We start from the raw sequence: 19,049 nt of genomic DNA, 5'->3' as shown, positions 1-19,049 counted from the left end.
TGACCGCGGTGATGTCGCTCTACCTCCTCTACACGCTGATTCCGTTGGTGTGGCTGGTGATCAGCGCCACCAAGACCCAGCCCGACCTGCTGTCCACGCCCGGACTGTCCTTCGGCGGCGTCTTCGCCCTGTTCGACAACATCCGCCAGACGTTCACCTACGACAACGGGGTCTTCCTGCGCTGGCTGGGCAACACCCTGCTCTACGTCGTGGTCGGCGCGGGCGGCGCGACGATCCTGGCCACGGCGGCCGGCTACGGCCTGGCCAAGTACCGGTTCCGCGGTCGGCAGGCGGTGTTCGCCGTGGTGCTCGGCGCGATCGCGGTGCCCGCCACCGCGCTGGCGGTGCCGACCTTCCTGTTGTTCAGCCGGCTCGGGCTGACCGACACGCCGCTGGCGGTGATCATCCCGTCCCTGATCAGCCCGTTCGGCCTCTACCTGATCTGGGTGTACGCCACCGACGCGATCCCGGACGAGATGATGGAGGCGGCCCGCATCGACGGCGCCGGCGAGATCCGTATCTTCCTCGCGGTGACGCTGCGGCAGCTGGTCCCCGGCATCGTGACGGTGGCGCTGTTCGCGGTGGTGTCCACCTGGAACAACTACTTCCTTCCGCTGATCATGCTCAGCGACCCGAACTGGTTCCCGCTCACGGTCGGGCTCAACCAGTGGAGCGCGCAGGCGATCGGCGCCGGGGCGCAGCCGATCTACCACCTGGTGATCACCGGTTCGCTGCTCACCATCATCCCGCTCGTGATCGCTTTCCTTTTCCTGCAACGGTTCTGGCAGTCCGGTCTGACCGCGGGAAGCGTCAAGCAGTAACCCGTCACCACGTCGCGAAGGAAACTCCGATGGCACCACTCCGCCGCCACAGAGCAGTCGCCGCACTGGCCCTGGCCGCCGCGCTCGCCACCGCGTGCGGCTCGCCCGGCCAGGACGCCGCCAAGGCCAACGGCACCCAGGACTCCGTCGACGCCGCGCTCAAGGCCGGCGGCACGATCACCTACTGGACCTGGACCCCGTCGGCCAAGGCGCAGGTCGCCGCCTTCGAGCAGGAGTACCCGAACGTCAAGGTCAACCTGGTCAACGCCGGCACCGGCAACGACGAGTACACCAAGCTGCAGAACGCGGTGAAGGCCGGCTCCGGTGGTCCGGACGTCGCCCAGATCGAGTACCAGGCGCTGCCGCAGTTCGCGCTGCCCGGTTCGCTGGTCGATCTCAACCAGTACGGCTTCGGCACGTTCCAGAAGGACTACACCCCCTCCACCTGGACCAGCGTCAACGTCGGCAGCGGACTGTACGGGCTGCCGCAGGACTCCGGCCCGATGGCGCTGTTCTACAACAAGGAGGACTTCGACAAGTACGGCATTGCCGTGCCGAAGACCTGGGACGAGTACCTGGACGCGGCCAAGAAGCTGCACGCCGCCGACCCGACCAAGTTCATCACCTCCGACAACGGCGACGCCGGCTTCACCACGAGCATGATCTGGCAGGCGGGCGGCCACCCGTTCAGCACAGACGGTCGCAACGTCAAGATCAACCTGAACGACGCCGGCGCGCAGAAGTGGACCAAGGTCTGGGACCAGCTGGTCCAGGGCAAGCTGCTGTCCACGGTCAAGGGCTGGAGCGACGACTGGTACCGCGAGCTCGGTGACGGCACGATCGCCACCCTGGTCACCGGCGCATGGATGCCCGGCGTGTTCAAGTCCTCGGTGGCGGCGGGCAGCGGCAAGTGGGCGGTCGCGCCGATGCCGACCTACGACGGCCAGCCGGTCAGCGCGGAGAACGGCGGCAGCGCCCAGTCGGTGCTCAAGCAGAGCCAGAACCCGACGCTGGCCGCGGCGTTCGTGCGCTGGCTCAACCACGGCAACGGCATCAAGTCCTTCATCGCCAGCGGCGGCTTCCCCTCCACCACCGCCGATTTGAACGCGCCGGCGTTCCTGGACGCCACCGACCCGTACTTCGGCGGCCAGAAGATCAACCAGGTGCTCACCGCGGCCAGCGGCGCGGTGGCCAAGGGCTGGAGCTACCTGCCCTACCAGCTCTACGCCAACAGCATCTACAACGACACCGTCGGCAAGTCCTACCTCAACGGCACGCCCATCGAGGGCGGCCTGAAGGCGTGGCAGTCCGCGCTCGTCGACTACGGCAACCAGCAGGGCTTCACCGTCAGCGCGGGCTGACCTGGCCCCACTCGAACAGCTCCGCGACCTGGAGGCACGACCACGCATGGCCGAGTTCGCGATCGGCGACGCCGACTTCCTGCTCGACGGCCGGCCGTTCCGGATCCTCTCCGGTGCGCTGCACTACTTCCGGGTGCACCCGGACCTGTGGGCGGACCGGATCGACAAGGCCCGCCGGATGGGTCTGAACACCGTCGAGACGTACGTGCCGTGGAACGCCCACGCGCCCGAACGCGGCACGTTCGACCTCGACGGCGGGCTGGACCTGGACCGGTTCCTCCGGCTGGTCGCCGAGGCGGGCATGCACGCCATCGTGCGGCCGGGCCCGTACATCTGCGCCGAGTGGGACAACGGCGGGTTGCCGACGTGGCTGCTCCGCGATCCCGACGTCGGCGTCCGCGCCTACGAGCCCAGGTACCTCGACGCCGTTCGCGAGTACCTGGACCAGGTGTACCGCGTGGTCGTGCCGCATCAGGTCGACCGGGGCGGCCCGGTCCTGCTGGTCCAGATCGAGAACGAGTACGGGGCGTACGGCAGCGACCAGCGCTACCTGGCCGAACTCACCCGGCACACCCGCGCGGCGGGCATCACGGTGCCACTGACCACAGTGGACCAGCCGCTGGACGACATGCTGGCGGCCGGCAGCATCGACGGGCTGCACCGCACGGCGTCGTTCGGGTCTCGCGCCGCCGAGCGGCTGGCCGTCCTGCGCGCCCAGCAGCCGACCGGCCCGCTCATGTGCAGCGAGTTCTGGTGCGGCTGGTTCGACCACTGGGGCGCGCACCACCACACGACCTCCGTCGAGGAGTCCGCGGCGGAACTGGACGCGCTGCTGGCGGCCGGGGCGTCGGTCAACATCTACATGTTCCACGGCGGCACCAACTTCGGCCTCACCAACGGCGCCAACGACAAGGGCACCTACCAGCCGATCGTCACGTCCTACGACTACGACGCGCCGCTGGACGAGGCCGGCAACCCGACCGCGAAGTACCACGCGTTCCGGGACGTCATCGCGCGCTACCACAAGGTTCCCGACAGCGTGCCGCCACCCGCGCGGCCCCTGCCGACCCCGTCCACCTCCCTGCACGAACCGATCTCGCTGCTGGAAACCCCGGGCGCGTGGGAGACACACGACCAACTGCCCGCTTTCGACGACCTCGCACCGATTCCGCAGCTGGCGCTGGCCCGCACCCGGATCGACGGCGAGGGCCCGGGAGTGCTCGTCTTCGGCGAGATCCGGGACCGTGTCACGGTTTTCCTCGACGGCGTGCGGCTCGGCACACTCCTGCGCGAGCACCACGACCAGGCTATCGCGCTGCCCCTGACCGCCGGTGAGTTGACGCTGCTGATCGAAGACCTCGGTCGCGTCGACTACGGGCCCCGGATCGGCGAGCCCAAGGGCGTCATCGGCGGCGTCCACCTGCACGGCCGGATGCTGACCGACTGGGAGGTGCGGCCGATCGACACTGCCACGCTGCCGGACCGGTATCGCGGGACAACCGACGGCGCCGAGGCCAACGGGCCGCTCGCCGGCCCTGTGCTCGTGCGGGGCCGGCTCACGGTCACCGAGTCGACGGACCTGTTCCTCGACACCGCGGTCTGGGGCAAGGGACTGGTGTGGATCAACGGGTTCCTGCTCGGCCGCTACTGGCGCCGCGGCCCGCAGCGAACGCTCTACGTGCCCGCCCCCGTGGTCCGGGCCGGCGCCAACGACGTCGTCGTGCTCGAACTCGACACGATGCCCGACCCCGTGGTCCGCTGCGCACCGCACGCGCTGCTCGGCCACACCGAAGCCTGAGGAGATCAACGATGAACTCTTCGCCCATCCGCAAGCTCGTCGCGGCGGTCTGCTGCGCCGTGGGCGTGGCGGGCCTGGCCGCCGTCACCGCCCCGGCCGCCGACGCCGCCACCATCAGCCAGTTCCGCGGCGTGAACTGGGCCGATCCGCGCGACAACTACGCCTCCGACGAGGTCGTGCCGTCCGGTCTGTCCACAGCGGACAGCTACGCCACCACCTATGCCAAGGCCAGTGCCGTGATCGGCCAGTTCCAGGCCGAGCTCGGGGCCAACACCGTGCGACTACCGGTGAACCCGGCCACCGTGAACGGCCGGTTCTGGAACTCCTACACCGGCGCCGTCGACGCGGCCACCGCCAAGGGCTTCAAGGTGATCCTGGGCTACTGGGAGGCGCCGAACGCCAAGGACGGCCGGATCGACGACACGGCCGCGTTCACCGCGATGTGGCAGCGCATCACGGCGAGGTACGCGAGCAACGGCCACGTGTACTTCGAGCCGATGAACGAGCCGTTCGGCTACACCAGCCAGGAGTGGACCGGCATCGTCGCCTCCTGGCTGTCGGCCCACCCGAACGTCCCGCGCTCGCGGGTGATCGTCGACGGCACCGGCTACGCCGACGACGTCAAGCCGGTGTGCGCGGACAACCGGCTCAACGGCACCCGTCTCGCGCTGCACTTCTACGGCTTCTGGCACAGCACGTGGACCGACCCGAAGCAGTGGGTCGCCGACTTCGACCAGCGCCTCGGGACCTGCGCGTACCGCACGATCCTGGACGAGTTCGGCGCGAGCATGACCACCGGGCTGAACTACAACGGGCCGGTCGACGGCTCCAACGAGATCGCCTACATCCAGTCGGTGACGACCCGGCTGCGTGAGCTGCACATGGGTTCGGTGTACTGGCCGGGCCTGCGCACCGGCGACACCTACTCGCTCACCGCGCTGCACGGCAGCGGCACCGCGCTGTCCCTGAGCGTCACCAACGCCAGCGGCGCGAGCCGCGTCGCCCTGGCCTGGGGCCTGCGGTAATCCCGGCCCCGTCGGGGTGGTGTCCGGGATCGGACACCACCCCGACGGGCCGACAGCCGGCGGAACCTCAGTCGTGCGGGGACGTTCCGGACGAGGGATCGTAGACGTCGAGGCGGCCGCACATGCCGAGTCGCTGCGCGGCCGGTGGGTCCAGGACATGGATGTCGGCCTCGGTGAGGTGGGTGAGGTCCCCGTCGCCCAGCCTGGTCAGGTGCTGTCCCGTTTCGTGCGCCGCAGCCAGCGCACCGGCCCACCAGCGCTGTTCCCAGTCGGCGAACGAGCCATGTTTCAACCGGACAGCCGCCCGGTAGAACTCGGTGAGCGCACCGTGGTCCCCCGCGTCGATCCGCTTGCGCAGTGCGATGAATCCCTCGATCGCGAGGTCGCGCCGCCGCCGGGCGGCCTGCTCACCGGCGTCCACGCCGTCGCGGCCGGCCAGTGACGCGGCTTCGGCGTACGCACTCGGGTCCGCGAGCGTCTCGGCCGGGAACGTGAACACCGCGTCACCGGCTTCCGGCAGGCCGCTGTTCTGCATGATCACCACGATCCGCAAGCCGTTCTGGTTGACCAGGCGGTGGATCGTGCCCGGCGTGAACCAGGCCACCGTCCCGGCGCGCAGCGGCGTCTCGGCGAAGCCGCGACGGGTCAGCGTCTGCACCCGGCCGACGCCGTCGACGACCACGTAGCACTCGGCACAGGTCAGGTGGACGTGCGGCGATCCACCGCACACCCCGTCCGGCGTCGGCCAGTCGTAGACCTGCAGCCCCGACACACCGACCGCGCCCGGCAACGGCGTCACCACGGATGATCCTCCACATAGGACTCGATGCGGGCGCGGTCCCACGCGCCGTCCGCGACGACGAGGCGGTAACGCAGCCGCAGGCGCTCCCCCGCCGCGAGGTCGAGCTTGTCGAAGAAGGCGAACGAGGGGTTCACCGCCGGGAAGGGGGTGTCGCGCACGAACCACCGCGTGACCCCGTTGTCGGGATGGTCGATGAACACCAGGGTGGACGAGCGGTCCACCTCGTCGTGGTGCCCGACATAGGCCAGCCACGCCGCTTCTTGGCCCATCATCTCCGGGCCGCCCTGGCCGTCCGCCGCGATGATCTCGCCGTCGGTGAACGCCCTCGGCCCGCGCCAGAACAGCCCGGTGTAGCCGGCCAGTTCCCGCCCGCTGGTCGTCGGGCTGCCGAAGACCAGCGGCTCGCCGCGCACGTTCGTCAGCTCGGTGGTGAACCGCAGCGCCCACGACTCGCCGTCGATGTCCTGGACGGTGAACTCCCGCACCTCGTCCACCCAGTGCTCGCCGGCCTGGGTGTGCCAAGCCAGCCTTTCCGTGAAGCCGGCGCGGTCCGACGGCGTGTCGGCGACGACGAGATCCTGGTGCCGCATGGTGCCGACGTTCGGCAGTTCGACGTAACCCTGGTCGCGCACGTAGGTCACGCCACCCCAGAAGTTCTGCCCGGACACGTCCGTGGCGGTCATCTGGATTCCCTTGTGCCACCGGTGGTCATGCGGCCGATAGGCCGTCACGACATCGCCCGCCAGTGTCCGCACCGGGTGCAGGTAGGGCTTCGGCCCCTCGAACGGCGACACCTCCGGCCGGCACACGTAGCGGAAGATCTCCACATCCCCGGCGCACACGGCCAGGAAGTCGGCGGCCTGGACGATCGTCGGCTTCATCGGCCTGCCTCCATGACGTCCGCCCATGGCGCCCCCGTCCCGTCCATCCGCCGGTAGAACGGGTTGTCCGGGGTGATCTGTCCACAATAGACCGGCTGGCCGGTGAAGGCGGACGCGTAGAGCGCGGCGATGAACTCCATGGTGTTCCGCGCGTCCGCACACGTCACCGGGGGCGGATCGCCGCGGTCGAGCGCGTCGAGAACCGCCCGGATCTGCCATTGGTGGCCGCTGGGCGGGCTCGGCTCGGCGTCGGCCCACCCCGACAGGACGTCCTCGTGGCCCTCCACCGGGGTCACCGTCCAGTCCGCTTCCGTGTACCCGTACAGGTGTTCCACCTCCACCGTGGCGCGCTCGTAGTCGAACCTCAACGCGGAGGTCTGCCTCGGTGAGACCACGGAGTTGACGACCGTGGCGACCGCCCCGCTCGCGAAGGTCACCAGCGCCATCGACACGTCCTCGGTCCGCACGGCACGGGCCTGCCGCGCGGCCAGCGCGCGGACCTCCGTCCACGGACCGAGCACGGACAGCAGCAGGTCGAACTGGTGGATGCCGTGCCCCATCGTGGGTCCGCCACCCTCGCTGTCCCACGATCCCCGCCACGGCACGGCGAAGTAGTCGTCGTCCCGGTACCACAGCGTGGCGCAGGTGGCCAGCAGCGGCCGGCCCAGCTGTTCGGCCGCGGTCAACCGGCGCAGCCGCACAGCGGCCGATCCGAAGCGGTGCTGGAAGACGGTGGCCACGTGGGCGTTGGACCGGCGCTCCGCCGCCACCAGTTCGTCCATCTCGGCCAGGGACAGCGCCGGTGGCTTCTCCACCAGCACGGTTACCCCCGCGTCCAGGCACTCGATCGCCAGTGGCGCGTGCTGCCGCGGCGGGGTGCACAGGTGCACCAGGTCCACGGCCTCTTCCGCCAGCAGCGCGGTCAGGCTGGGGTAGACGCCGGGCACACCGTGCTCGTCGGCGAACGCGCGGGCACGGTCGCGGTCGATGTCCACGACCGCGACCAGGTCTGCCCGATCGCCGGCCGCACGCACGGCCGCCGCGTGGGCGTTCGCGATCGCCCCGGTCCCGACGATCGCGGTGCGGTGGGTCCGCGCCGGCATGGCGCTCCTTCCGTCCGATGGGGAGCTACCTGGCCGCGTCGACATCGGCCTGCAGCTCGGTGATGAACGCCTTGGCGGCCTGGTCCGGCTTGGCCCGGTCGAACAACACGTCCTCGACGTGCCGCTTGAGGATCGTCTCGATGGTGCTCGCGCCGTTGGGGGTGACCCGGGGCGGGTCGCTGACCGTGATCCGGTTCAGGTAGTCGGCCGCCGCCTTGTCGGTGTCCGTCAGGCTGCCGTCGATGGCCGCGCGGATCTTCAGGTTGGCCGGAACGCCGCGGTCGGTCAGCATGACCTTCGCCGCGTCCGCGTCGTTGGCCAGGAAGTCCAGCAGCAGCGCGGCTTCCGCCGGATGCTTGGACCGGGCCGAGACCGACCAGAACATCGACGGCTTGTAGTACTCGGCGTGCGCCTTGGCCTCACCGGGCAGCTTGAGCAGCTTCAGCTTCTGGCCGCTGGCCGCGGACAGCGCGGTCAGCTGGGTGTTCCAGCACAGGCCGAACGCGGCGGTGTTGGTGGCGACCGCCGTCTGGTTGAGAGTGCCGTCGGCCTTCTCGATGGTGATCGAGGGCGGCGGCGCGGCGCCGTCGCGGGCCAGGTCGAGGATGTACGAGAAGTAGCGGGTGAGGGCGTCGGGCGGGATGGTGACCTTGCCCTTGTCGTCGAACAGCGACCCGCCCGCCTGGCGGGCCCAGATCTGCAGGCCGCCGGTGTCACTGAAGCCCGGGGACTGCACACCCCACACCGAGCCGCCGCCGGCCTTCGACACCTGCTCCCCGATCTTCTTCAGATCGTCCCACGACCAGGTGTTGTCGTCGGGAAGCGGGATGTTGTACTTGGCCAGCAGGTCCGTGTTGGCCACCAGCGCGTACGAGCCCAACCCGACGGGCAGCCCGTACTGCTGGCCGTCGACGGCGCCGGTGGCCAGTGCCTTGGCGTCGAAGTCGCCGGTGTTCAGGTACTTCTTCTCGGTGTTGAGGTCCAGCAGCGCGCCGCGCTGGGCGTACGAAGCGAGATAGAGCTCGTCCATCTGGATGACGTCCGGGGCGTCGTTGGCCGCGACGGTGGTGGCGAGGCTGTCCCAGTAGCTGTTCCAGTCCTTGAACTCCCCGCGCACGGTGATGTTCGGGTGCTTCTTCTGGAACAGGTCGATCACCTGCTGGGTCCGCTTGTGCCGGTCGTCGGCGCCCCACCAGGTGAAGCGCAGCGTCACCGGCCCGGCCGACAGCTCGTCGTCCCCGCCCGGTCCGGACGAGCAGGCGACCAGCAGGGACGCGATCACCGTCAGCAGGACCGCCCAGGCGACGCGGTGGACGTGTCTCGAGCGCATGGCCTTGGTTCCTTTCCGGGGCTACCTGCCCCCGGTCGTGGCGATCCCCCGGACGAGGTAGCGCTGTCCGACGAGGAAAGCCAGGAAGATCGGGAGCAGCGACAGCACGCTCATCGCGAACAGCGAGCCCCACGAGGTGGTCGCGGTGGCGTCGACGAACGAGCGCAGGGCGACGGGAACGGTGTACTTGTCCGGGTCCGTCAGGTAGATCAGCTGGCTGAAGAAGTCGTTCCAGGTCCAGATGAACGTGAAGATCGTCGTGGTGGCCAGCGCCGGCTTCATCAGCGGCAGGATGACGCGCAGGAAGATCCGGGGGTGGCCGCAGCCGTCGATGCGCGCCGCCTCGTCCAGCTCGCGCGGCAGGCCGCGGATGAACTGCACCATCAGGAAGACGAAGAACGCGTCGGTGGCCAGCAGCTTGGGGACGATCAGCGGCAGGTACGTGTTCACCCAGCCCAGCTGCGAGAACAGGATGTACTGCGGCACGATGATCACGTGGATCGGCAGCATGATGGTGCCCAGCATGATGCCGAACCACCAGCGCTTTCCGGTGAACTCCAGGCGCGCGAAGGCGTAGGCCGCCATGGAGCACGACACCAGGTTGCCGACGATGCAGCCGAGCACGACGATCGCCGAGTTGACCAGGTAGTGCCCGAACGGCGACGCCAGCGCGGTCCAGCCGTCGGCGTAGTTCTGGATCCGCAGGTGGTCCAGCGCGAGGCCGGGACTGCGGAAGATCTCGTCGTTCGGCCGCAGCGAGCTGACGACCATCCACAACACCGGGTACAGCATGACCACCGCGAACAGCGTCAGGCCGACGTGCCGGGCGGCGGTCCGCAGGACACTTCGGACGGTCGGCCGACGCGCCCGCGGCCGCTCCCGCCGCGACGGCGGGACAACGGTCGCCGGCGGGCTGCTGATGTCAGTCGTCATAGAACACCCAGTGCTTGGCCGCCCAGAAGTTGATTCCGGTGATTCCGGCGATGATCAGCAGCAGGAACCAGGCCAGCGCCGAGGCGTAGCCCATGTCGAAGCGCCCGAAGCCCTGCTGGTACAGGTACAGCGTGTAGACCATGGTGGAGTCGGCCGGGCCACCGGTGCCGCCGGACACCACGAAGGCCTGGGTGAACGACTGGAACGCGTGGATCACCTGCAGCACCAGGTTGAAGAAGATGATCGGGGACAGCAGCGGCAGCGTGATCCGCCGGAACCTGGTCCACCGGCCGGCGCCGTCGATGGCCGCGGCCTCGTAGTAGACCGTGGGGATCTGCCGCAGGCCGGCCAGGAAGATGACCATCGGCGCGCCGAACGTCCACACGTTGAGCACGATGAGCGTGGACAGCGCGGAACTCGGGTCGGAGATCCACCCCTGCCCGGTGATGCCCACCAGGCCGAGCAGCTGGTTGACCAGCCCCTCGGTGCCGAAGATCTGCCGCCACAGCACCGCGATCGCCACACTCGTGCCGAGCAGCGACGGCAGGTAGAACGCCGAGCGGTAGAAGGCCAGCCCGCGCATGCCCCGGTCCAGCAGCATGGCGACGCCGAGCGCGCACGCCAGCTGCAGGGGCACGGACACCAGGACGTAGGTGAAGGTCACGCCCAGCGCGTTGTGCAGCCGCTCGTCGGTGAGGATCCGGGCGAAGTTGCCCAGCCCGATGAACCGGGGCGGCTGGATCAGGTTGTACTTGGTGAAGCCGAGACCGAACGACGCCGCGATCGGCCCGAGGGTGATGAACAGCAGTCCGGCGAACCAGGGCAGCAGGAACCAGAAGGCGGCCTTGTTGTCGCGCTTCGTGGACCGCGCGCCGCGCCGGCGCAACGCCCTGAGTTCGCCGAGGGTGCTCATGCCGCCCCCTCTTCTGCGAGACTCGGAAAACGCATTCCAGGAGTGTGGCCGGCAACACCCACACCGTCAAGAGCGCATCAACCGGCTTCGACAGCTCGCTGTCCGGTGCTGTCGCGAACCACCAGACGCCCTTCGACGGTCACGTGGGTGACCGCGCCGGGTTCGCCGAGCGCGAGCCGGATCGCCTCGGTCCCGACGTACGCGAGCGGCAGCGCCACCGTGGTGAGCCTCGGCGTCACGTTGACCGCCAGCCCGATGTCGTCGAAGCCGGTCAGCGACACGTCGTCCGGCACGGCCACCCCGGCCTCGCGCAGGGCGCGGAGCGCGCCCACGGCGAGCAGGTCGTTGACCGCCAGGACGGCATCGGTGTCCCGCAACCCTTCGGCGACAAGCCGTTGCACAGCCTCGAATCCGCCCTCCCGGCTCACCGCGCAGTGCACGATCCGGACGTCGGCCGCGGCGACGCCGCCGGCCCGAAGGCCGTCGACGAACCCGGCGGTCCGGGTCTCGGGGGCGGCCTGGCCGCGAGCGCCCGCGATGATCGCGACCCGCCGGTGCCCCGACTCGGCCACGAAGTGGCCGAGTCGCCGAGCGGCCTGGCGATTGTCGAAACCGACCGAATGGAACGGCAGGTCGGTGTCGCCGACGATCACCACCCGTCCCCCGTCGAGCTCGTAGGCGCGCAGCTCCGCGAGCAGCCGGCCGGACAGGGCGTCGGCGTCGACCCGGCCGGAGGTGAGCACCAGCGCCCGCGGTCGCAGCGCCCGAACGCGGCGGATGGTCTCCAGCTGGCGTTCGGGATCGCCGCGGGTCGCCGAGACGGTGACGAACGTGCCGGTGGTGCTGGCCGCCCGCTCCATCGCGGACACCACGATGGCCATCGACGGCGTGGTGAGATCGTCGGCCACGAGGGCCAGCGAGTCACTCATTCCCCGCATCGCCCGCGCCGACGCGTCCGCCGTGTAGCGCAGCCGCTCGGCCGCGGTCAGGACACGCTCCCTGAACTCCGGCGCGACGGTCCGGGAACTGCCCCCCAGCACGCGTGACGCGGTCGCGAGCGACACTCCCGCGGCGGCCGCCACGTCGTGCAGCGTCACGGTGTCCCGTGCCGGATGCGGCATCGCTACCCCACTTCGAACGCGCCGATGTCCGGCTTCCCGTTGTACAGCGGTGTTCCCGCGTAGTCACGGCCACCGTTGTCGCTGATCGCGACTCCCCTGTTGATGGCAGGAGAGCCGGAACGGACCCGCAGACCGTACGCCCCGGTGAGCCGCGGCCCGGCGTCCGGCGTGCCCACCGTCCAGTCCGGCGACCCCGTGAACTGCGGATCCGCGCGGACGGCGTGCGTGTCACCGGAGGGCACCGGCAGGGAAGCGCCGCCGTACAGGTTGTTGTCGTAGCGGACCGTCGAACTGGTGGTGAGGGACGCCCCGGCCACCTTGGAGTAGATGATGTTGTCCGTGATGTCGTACGACGAGGTGAGGGACGTGCCGTAGCCGTAGATCGCGTACTTGCTGCGGTCGTCGTAGATCGTGTTGTTGTGCACCTTGGCCCTGGCGGCCTTGTCGGAGTGCAGGTAGACCTGGTACCTGGTGTTGCCCGCGATCGCGTTGTAGCGCAGCACGACGTCACCGAACGAGAACTGGCACAGCAGGATGCCGTCGCCGTTGCCGTGGGACCAGTTGTACTGGACGACGACCTTGGTGGTGCCCTTGTCGGCGTCGATGCCGTTGGAGTCCGCGCCCTTCGCCTTCTGGGTGGTCTCGGCGACCTCGTTGGACTGGATGGTCACATCGTCGGCGAAGTAGGTCTCGATGCCGGACGTGCCGGCCCGGTAGATGACGTTGTGCTCGACGACCGCGTGCCGGACGTCGGTGACGTACACACCGTTGCACCCGTAGGCGGTGCCCGCCTGGCTGATGTAGTTGCCCCGGATGACCACGTTGTTGTGCGGGGTGAACCTGGCGTCGGTCGGGCTCGTGCGGGTCCCCCAGCCGGTGGCCACCGCGCCGGGGCCGTCACCGGTGTACTGCTTGATCGAGATGCCGGCGAACGACGTGTTGACGATGACCGAGTTCTGGATGGTGACGTCGTCGAGCACCGTCGGCGTCGCCGTGGGCGCGCCGACGTTCGCCACCGTGGTGTCGAAGACGATGCCGCCGGTCCGCTTCGACCGGTCCCAGCCCGTCTTGAAGTGGATTCCGGACGCGTCGTCCGATGTGCTGCCACCGATCCAGTTCACCTCGCCGGTGACGTCGTGGACGTTGACGCCGTCGACGACGAAGCCGTGCAGCTGCCGGCCGTTGTCACCGGTGACGTGGATGCCTCGCAGGTCCTTGAGGTTCGCCCCCGGCGTGCCCGTCGCGGGCGCCTGGTTGGTCACCTCCAGGTGCCGGACCGTCCAGAACTCCTGGTCGGACAGGCGCACGGTGTCGTCGACCAGGCCACCGCCGTCGATCCGGGGGTTCGCGCCGTCGCCGTACCGGTCGATGGTGACGGGCGCACCCGACGCGCCGGAGCCCTTCGGCCACAGCTGGCCGCTCCACCGGCCGCCGGCCCGCAACAGGATCTGGTCCCCGGGGTGGAAGGTCGCCCGGTTGACCCGCGCGAGGCTGCGCCACGCGTGCGTGCTGTCCACACCGGAAGCGTTGTCGTCGCCCTGCGAGGCATCCACGTAGTAACTCACCCCGGCCGTGACGCCGTCGGCCGGTGCGGCGAGAACGACCTGTGCCGAGGCGACGAGCACTGCCGCCGCGAGCAATCCGGGGCCAGCTTGCCTGAAGACGCGTAACACGTGGTGCTCCTCACCTCATCGTGGGGGCCACTGTCGGAAAACGTATTCCACCACCTATCGTCGACTTCCACAAGAACCGCGCGGATCGAGTGAAACGAGTTCGTCCCGTCATGACCGAGCAGCGCACCGGCTCCTCCCCCACCCTGCGGGATGTCGCAGCCGAGGCCGGCGTCTCCCCGGCCACGGCGTCGCGTGCGCTCAACGGCAGCACCCGCAACGTCAGCGCGGACAAGCTCGCTTCCGTGCTGCGGGCGGCCGCGAAGCTCGGGTACACGCCGAACCTGTCGGCGCAGGCCACCGCCAGGGGGTCGACGAAGATGGTCGCCCTGATCGTGCACGACATCGCCGACCCGTACTTCTCCGCCATCGCCGCCGGGGCCGTCGAGGGCGCCGAGGCCGCCGGCCTGACCGTGACCATGGCCGTCACCGACCGGTCGCCGGACCGGGAGCTGGAGATCGTCTCGACACTGCGGGGCCACCGGCCACACGCGATCATTCTCGCCGGCAGCCGGATCGGCGAGGATCAGGAGGCCCTGGCCGAGGAACTGCGCGCGTACGAGGCCGCGGGCGGGCGCGTGGCCGTGGTGAGCCAGCCGGGCCTGCCGTACGGCACCGTCACGATCGACAACCGCAAAGCCGCCGAGGACCTCGCGGCCGCGCTGGTCGCCCACGGGTACCGGCGCTTCGCCGTGCTGCGCGGGCCGGACGTCCTTCGCACCTCCCGTGACCGCCTCGAGGGGTTCGTCGCCGGCCTCGCCCGCACCGGGATCACGGTGGCCGACCGGTTCGTGGTCGAAGCCGACTTCACCGAGGACGGCGGCCACGCCGCCATGACCACCCTGCTCGACCGTGGCCCGGACGACGTCGAACTGGCGTTCGCGGTCAACGACGTGATGGCGATAGGTGCCATGCGAGCGCTGCGCGACGCGAACCTGGTGCCCGGGCACGATCTGGCCGTCGCGGGCTTCGACGACATCAGCGCCGCCACCGACGTGCACCCGGCGCTGACCACCGTCCAGGTGCCCATGCGGGCCATGGGCCTGCACGCGATCGACCTCGCCCTGGCCGCAGGCGGCGAGGGCGAGGTCGTGTGGCTGCCGACGAACGTCGTCCTGCGGGACAGCACCCCTCGACGCACGGGCGAGCCCGTTATTAGTCCTTAGTGGACAATCACCGGGGCGGTGAGCCCGCCTTCGCCAGTGCAGGGCGACGGGGTCAGTCGCCGTTGCCGGGTTGGGTGTATACCTGGCCGTCGATGGTGGTGGTCATGGTGCCGGTGGCCTGGAAGTCGCTGTCCATCACCTGTGGCGACAGGGTCAGGCCGTCCGGACTGGTCACCTTCGCCCCGGTGTGCCTGCCGGTCAGCGTGAGGTTCTCGTGCCAGGTCACGGCGCTGATCGCGGAGTCGGAGTCCCGCGCGATGCTCTCGGTGCCGTTGATGATGTCGCTGCCGTCGTTGTCGAAGCCCGTGTAGCCGACCTCGATACGGGTGATCAGTGCGTCCGTGTCGTCGGTAGTGATCACGACCGTCGCCGTCCCGCACACGGCGCCGGGCAACGAGTACGTGCCCGCGGGCAGGTGAGGTCGCGTCGGGAACGGTTGCCCCACGGTGTAGGGCGTGCCCCACGGCACCGCGTCGGACACGGGCGCCGGCGGGACCGGCGTGCTCGCCGGCAGGGCCGGGAATCGCGCGATCATGACCCGGCTGTGGCGTCCGCCCGGCTCGGTGGACACCGGACACGGCAGCGGATGGGCGCCGCCGCAGTCCGGCGCGGTGACCAGGTTCTCGGCCCACACCACCGCGGAGCTGTCGGCGAGCCAGACGGGGTCGGCGCCGGCGTTCCAGTTCGGGTCGGCGCCGGGGTTGACCTGCGCGCTCGCGCCGGTCGCGGCATTGACCAGGTAGGGCAGGAAGAACCGGCGTTCGCCGTTGTTGCGGATGCCCGAGACGTAGGCCGTGGACGGCAACTGGTCCGTGACGGGCGGGATGCCGGGCATGCCGGAGATGAAGTGCAGGCGGCCGGAGTCCAGCACCTCCTCGGCGATCAGCCACCGGCCGTCGGGCGAGGCGAACATCGGGTCGGTGTACTCGGCGTGCCGGGTCAGCGGGCGCGATTCGCCGGTGGCCAGCGAGGTTTCCCAGGCGTCGATGCTGTCGGACTCGTAGGACTGTATGCCCAGGGCTGACCGCCCGTCGGCGCTCCAGCCGCGGAACTCGCCGACCATCCCGGCCGGGTTGAACGTCAGCACGTTGCCGGGCCGGACGACGTACGGCTGGTAGTCGGGCGCCCGGTTGAACAGCAGGCTGACGTCGGTCAGGTCGTAGCGCCGGCCGGCCTGGTCGAAGACCAGCCGGCCCATCGAGCCGAACTCGTCGAAGAAGTCGCCGGCCGGGACCTCCGTGTTCCATCCCAGGTGCACGCCGTCGGGATTGAGCCGCCACTCGCGGGTGAGTCCGCCGCCGATGGCGCCGCCCAGCGGTTTGCCGCCCAGTTCGATCGGATAGATGCGCGTGTTCCCCGGAGTGCAGCGGGCATCGGACACCTGGTACGGGCCGCAGTCCAGCACGCCGTTGCCGACCAGGACCCGACGGTCCCCGGGAAAGGCGTGCGGCGGCGGATAGGTGAAGCTGGTGGTGTCGACACCCTGTTCGTTGGCCGCCGGCACCCCGCAGGTGATGCACTTCCACGCGTCACCGTTGGGGAAGGTGGTGCCGTCGGTCTTCTCCAGCAGCACTTGCTGTCCACTGTAGACGCTGGCCGGGTCGGGCGCGGCCGGAGCGCCGGCGAAGGTCACTCCGAGCAGCACGTAGTGCGGGTCCCAGAAGAATCCCGGCGAACCGACCGAGGTTCGCGCGGCCGACAGGCAGCCGGTGCCGTGTGGGTTCACCGCTCGGGTGCACGATCCCGCCGCTGCCGACGGAGCCGTGGGCGGAACCGGGAGTTCTCGAACCGGCGTCGCCGTGGCGGTGGCTGCGTGGGACGGGGCCGTCGGCACGACGCCGGTCGTTCCCACCACACCGCACAGAACGAGGACGAACAACGCCACCGCCCTCCCCGTCCGGCCGCGCGCTCGCAGCAAGCGACTCAACACAGAATCCTCCTCGGGTTGTGGCACGCATTCGCGACGGCGACCGTGCACGGCATCACCTTGGCCCGGCACCACACGCGGGCGCATCCACCCACGGCAGGGTCGACCGGTACTGCCGGCGCGGTAATCGCGGACGGCGTACTGCGCTGGCAGTACCCGGGGAGCTCAGCGGCACCACGGCGGCGGAAGGCTCTACAGTCGTGTCGTGCGCACGCTGTTTGCCGGCTACGCCAGGTGGTCGCGGTGGCAAGTCCTGGACGCGGTGCTCGCGGTCGGCGTGTGCATTGTCGGCCTGATGTTGTTGCCCGACGGTCTGTCCGGACCACATCGGGTCTGGGAGGTGACAGTGCTGGCAGCCGCCGGCCTGGCGGTGGCCTTCCGCCGGCAGTGGCCCGCCGCCGCGGTCACGGTCGCCGTGGCCGCGTTCCTGGCCCAGCTGACCGGCTCCGGACCGCACTGGACGACCACCACCGCGCTGACCGCCACCGTCTACACCCTGACGGCCGCCCTCCCCCGCCGCGCCGCCCTCACCACCGGCGTCGCCACATTCGTGACCGTCGGGATCGGCGGCACGCTGCTGGGGGAGGGCGTCCCCCTGCTGGAGTTGGCCATAGTGGCGGCCGCCGTCGCGGCCGGGGACGCAGCGCGCCAGCAACGGGCCTACCTCGCCGCCGTCGAGGATCGGGCCCGGCACGCCGAACACGACCGGGAACGGGAAGCCGGCCGCCGCGTGGCCGAGGAACGCGTGCGCCTCGCGCGGGACCTGCACGACGTTGTCTCCCACCAACTCGCCCTGATCCACGTGCACGCCGGCGTGGCCGCGCACCTGCTGGCCCGTCGCCCCGAGCAGGCCGAGACCGCGCTGGGACACGTCCGGGCCGCCAGCCGGGCGGCACTGGACGAATTGGCCGTCACCATCGAGATGCTCCGCCATCCGGGCGACCCCGCCGCCCCGGTCGAACCGGTCGCCGGGCTGGCGCGGTTGGCGGAGTTGACCGACGCCCTGGGTGTTGCCGGGTTGTCGGTCGAGCTGACCACGGTCGGATCGCCGCGACCGCTCCCCGCGGTGGTGGACGCCGCGGCCTACCGGATCATCCAGGAGGCGCTGACCAATGTGCGCAGACACGCCCGGACCGGCTCGGCCCGGCTGTGCGTGGACTACCGGCAGGCCGAGCTGTGCATCGCGGTCGACGACGACGGCGTGGGCGCGCCGGCGGGGACGACGGGCAACGGAACCCGAGGCATGATCGAACGCGCCGCGGCCGTGGGCGGCCGAGTGGTGCTCGGACCGCGGCCGGACGGCGGATTCCGGGTGACGGCCGTGCTGCCGCTGCCCGAGGAGGGATGAGCTGTGGCCGATGCCGCGCGGATCCGGGTAGCACTGGCCGACGACCAGGCGCTGCTGCGGGTCGGCTTCCGCATGCTGGTGGACGCCGAGGACGACATGGAGGTGGTCGGCGAGGCCGGAACCGGGCGGCAGGCCGTGGAACTGGCCCGGTGCGCCCGGCCCGACGTGCTGCTGATGGACATCCGCATGCCCGACGGCGACGGTCTGGCCGCGACCCGCCAGATCGCCGCCGACCGGGATCTCGCGCCGGTCCGGGTGCTGATCCTGACGCTGTTCGAGATCGACGAGTACGTCTTCGAGGCGTTGCGCGTGGGCGCCAGCGGCTTTCTCGGCAAGGACACCGAACCCGGCGAGCTGCTCGCCGCGATCCGCGTGGTGGCGCGGGGCGACCGGCTGCTGTCGCCGACCGCGACGAGCAAGCTGATCAACCATTTCCTCCGCCAGCCCGGGACCGCGCGCGCCGCCGATCCGGATCGGCTCGCGGTCCTGACCGAGCGGGAGCTCGAGATCACCGCGCTGGTGGCCACCGGGCTGTCCACGGACGAGATCGCCGCACTGCTGATGCTGAGCCCGTTGACCGTCAAGACGCACATCAACCGCGCGATGGCCAAAGTGGACGCCCGCGACCGTGCGCAACTGGTCGTGCTGGCCTACCAGACCGGCCTGGTCCGGACTGACGGCACGCAACCACGGTGACCGACCACCGTCGAATTCGTCGAATTCGACTACGTAGGGTCAACTCTGACGTTCGCGGCCCAAATCCGGCACAGTGGGCGGGAATCCGGCCGCGTATGCTGCCCGCGCTATGGAGCCCTTCGAGCATCGTCCGAGACGCCGCGAGAGACCGCGC

Annotated in this window: 16 protein-coding genes; 7 read left to right on the top strand and 9 right to left on the bottom strand. The window is 70.2% G+C overall.

Annotated elements, in window-relative coordinates:
• Window positions 1–11: 11 nt before the first annotated feature.
• Genes BJ998_RS36605 through BJ998_RS36590 form a run of 4 tightly spaced genes read left to right on the top strand, consistent with a single transcriptional unit; the run spans window position 12 to window position 5,005 of the window.
• Window positions 12–821, top strand: a complete 810-nt coding sequence (locus BJ998_RS36605; protein WP_184869169.1) for a carbohydrate ABC transporter permease — start codon at window positions 12–14, stop codon at window positions 819–821.
• Window positions 822–850: 29 nt separating this feature from the next.
• Complete coding sequence (locus BJ998_RS36600) at window positions 851–2,182, top strand: ABC transporter substrate-binding protein (RefSeq protein ID WP_184867864.1); 1,332 nt, start codon at window positions 851–853, stop codon at window positions 2,180–2,182.
• A 46-nt stretch (window positions 2,183–2,228) separates the two neighbouring features.
• Window positions 2,229–3,980, top strand: coding sequence for a glycoside hydrolase family 35 protein (locus BJ998_RS36595; protein WP_184867863.1), 1,752 nt, complete (start codon window positions 2,229–2,231; stop codon window positions 3,978–3,980).
• Window positions 3,981–3,991: 11 nt separating this feature from the next.
• Window positions 3,992–5,005 (top strand): glycoside hydrolase family 5 protein, encoded by a 1,014-nt coding sequence (locus tag BJ998_RS36590; protein WP_184867862.1) that lies wholly within the window; start codon window positions 3,992–3,994, stop codon window positions 5,003–5,005.
• A gap of 67 nt (window positions 5,006–5,072) precedes the next feature.
• On the opposite strand, the gene BJ998_RS36585 is transcribed toward BJ998_RS36590, so the two are convergent.
• The 8 genes from BJ998_RS36585 to BJ998_RS36550 all read right to left on the bottom strand — a co-directional run bounded on the left by BJ998_RS36585 (window position 5,073) and on the right by BJ998_RS36550 (window position 13,761).
• A complete protein-coding gene (locus BJ998_RS36585) occupies window positions 5,073–5,807 on the bottom strand; it encodes a cupin domain-containing protein (RefSeq protein ID WP_184867861.1) in 735 nt (244 codons plus the stop codon).
• Window positions 5,801–6,688 (bottom strand): DUF6807 domain-containing protein, encoded by an 888-nt coding sequence (locus BJ998_RS36580; RefSeq protein WP_221338246.1) that lies wholly within the window; start codon window positions 6,686–6,688, stop codon window positions 5,801–5,803. The genes BJ998_RS36585 and BJ998_RS36580 overlap by 7 nt, the downstream gene beginning before the upstream one ends.
• Entirely contained in the window at window positions 6,685–7,791 is a 1,107-nt protein-coding gene (locus BJ998_RS36575) for a Gfo/Idh/MocA family protein (protein ID WP_184867859.1), read from the bottom strand. The genes BJ998_RS36580 and BJ998_RS36575 overlap by 4 nt, the downstream gene beginning before the upstream one ends.
• Before the next feature lie 25 nt (window positions 7,792–7,816).
• Window positions 7,817–9,121: an ABC transporter substrate-binding protein gene (locus tag BJ998_RS36570; protein WP_184867858.1), complete on the bottom strand. Its 1,305-nt coding sequence runs from the start codon at window positions 9,119–9,121 to the stop codon at window positions 7,817–7,819.
• A gap of 21 nt (window positions 9,122–9,142) precedes the next feature.
• On the bottom strand, window positions 9,143–10,054 hold the full coding sequence (locus tag BJ998_RS36565; RefSeq protein WP_184867857.1) for a carbohydrate ABC transporter permease: 912 nt from the start codon (window positions 10,052–10,054) through the stop codon (window positions 9,143–9,145).
• On the bottom strand, window positions 10,044–10,967 hold the full coding sequence (locus tag BJ998_RS36560) for a carbohydrate ABC transporter permease (protein ID WP_184867856.1): 924 nt from the start codon (window positions 10,965–10,967) through the stop codon (window positions 10,044–10,046). Before BJ998_RS36560 ends, BJ998_RS36565 begins: the two co-directional genes overlap by 11 nt.
• Before the next feature lie 77 nt (window positions 10,968–11,044).
• Window positions 11,045–12,088, bottom strand: a complete 1,044-nt coding sequence (locus tag BJ998_RS36555; protein WP_184867855.1) for a LacI family DNA-binding transcriptional regulator — start codon at window positions 12,086–12,088, stop codon at window positions 11,045–11,047.
• A 2-nt stretch (window positions 12,089–12,090) separates the two neighbouring features.
• Window positions 12,091–13,761: a right-handed parallel beta-helix repeat-containing protein gene (locus BJ998_RS36550; RefSeq protein WP_312890494.1), complete on the bottom strand. Its 1,671-nt coding sequence runs from the start codon at window positions 13,759–13,761 to the stop codon at window positions 12,091–12,093.
• 110 nt (window positions 13,762–13,871) lie between these two features.
• Between BJ998_RS36550 and BJ998_RS36545 the strand changes: the two genes are divergently transcribed.
• Window positions 13,872–14,924, top strand: a complete 1,053-nt coding sequence (locus BJ998_RS36545) for a LacI family DNA-binding transcriptional regulator (protein WP_184867854.1) — start codon at window positions 13,872–13,874, stop codon at window positions 14,922–14,924.
• Between the two features lie 52 nt (window positions 14,925–14,976).
• On the opposite strand, the gene BJ998_RS36540 is transcribed toward BJ998_RS36545, so the two are convergent.
• On the bottom strand, window positions 14,977–16,650 hold the full coding sequence (locus tag BJ998_RS36540) for a TolB-like translocation protein (protein WP_184867853.1): 1,674 nt from the start codon (window positions 16,648–16,650) through the stop codon (window positions 14,977–14,979).
• A 406-nt stretch (window positions 16,651–17,056) separates the two neighbouring features.
• Here BJ998_RS36540 and BJ998_RS36535 point away from each other — a divergent pair, with 406 nt between their 5' ends.
• Together BJ998_RS36535 and BJ998_RS36530 are read left to right on the top strand one after the other, a co-directional pair.
• A complete protein-coding gene (locus tag BJ998_RS36535) occupies window positions 17,057–18,199 on the top strand; it encodes a sensor histidine kinase (protein WP_184867852.1) in 1,143 nt (380 codons plus the stop codon).
• 3 nt (window positions 18,200–18,202) lie between these two features.
• Complete coding sequence (locus BJ998_RS36530) at window positions 18,203–18,895, top strand: response regulator (protein ID WP_312890493.1); 693 nt, start codon at window positions 18,203–18,205, stop codon at window positions 18,893–18,895.
• The last annotated feature ends 154 nt before the right edge of the window (window positions 18,896–19,049 follow it).

The sequence above is a fragment of the Kutzneria kofuensis genome (assembly GCF_014203355.1).
Classification (GTDB): domain Bacteria; phylum Actinomycetota; class Actinomycetes; order Mycobacteriales; family Pseudonocardiaceae; genus Kutzneria; species Kutzneria kofuensis.
Note: the sequence above shows the minus strand (reverse complement) of the source record. Positions and strands in the feature narration are given on the sequence as shown.

What these genes read in the sequence shown, in the direction of transcription:
- BJ998_RS36605 (WP_184869169.1), top strand. Translation starts at nt 12, where the DNA reads ATGTCGCTCTACCTCCTCTACACGCTGATTCCGTTGGTGTGGCTGGTG.
- BJ998_RS36600 (WP_184867864.1), top strand. Translation starts at nt 851, where the DNA reads ATGGCACCACTCCGCCGCCACAGAGCAGTCGCCGCACTGGCCCTGGCC.
- BJ998_RS36595 (WP_184867863.1), top strand. Translation starts at nt 2,229, where the DNA reads ATGGCCGAGTTCGCGATCGGCGACGCCGACTTCCTGCTCGACGGCCGG.
- BJ998_RS36590 (WP_184867862.1), top strand. Translation starts at nt 3,992, where the DNA reads ATGAACTCTTCGCCCATCCGCAAGCTCGTCGCGGCGGTCTGCTGCGCC.
- BJ998_RS36580 (WP_221338246.1), bottom strand. Translation starts at nt 6,688, where the DNA reads ATGAAGCCGACGATCGTCCAGGCCGCCGACTTCCTGGCCGTGTGCGCC.
- BJ998_RS36575 (WP_184867859.1), bottom strand. Translation starts at nt 7,791, where the DNA reads ATGCCGGCGCGGACCCACCGCACCGCGATCGTCGGGACCGGGGCGATC.
- BJ998_RS36570 (WP_184867858.1), bottom strand. Translation starts at nt 9,121, where the DNA reads ATGCGCTCGAGACACGTCCACCGCGTCGCCTGGGCGGTCCTGCTGACG.
- BJ998_RS36565 (WP_184867857.1), bottom strand. Translation starts at nt 10,054, where the DNA reads ATGACGACTGACATCAGCAGCCCGCCGGCGACCGTTGTCCCGCCGTCG.
- BJ998_RS36560 (WP_184867856.1), bottom strand. Translation starts at nt 10,967, where the DNA reads ATGAGCACCCTCGGCGAACTCAGGGCGTTGCGCCGGCGCGGCGCGCGG.
- BJ998_RS36555 (WP_184867855.1), bottom strand. Translation starts at nt 12,088, where the DNA reads ATGCCGCATCCGGCACGGGACACCGTGACGCTGCACGACGTGGCGGCC.
- BJ998_RS36545 (WP_184867854.1), top strand. Translation starts at nt 13,872, where the DNA reads ATGACCGAGCAGCGCACCGGCTCCTCCCCCACCCTGCGGGATGTCGCA.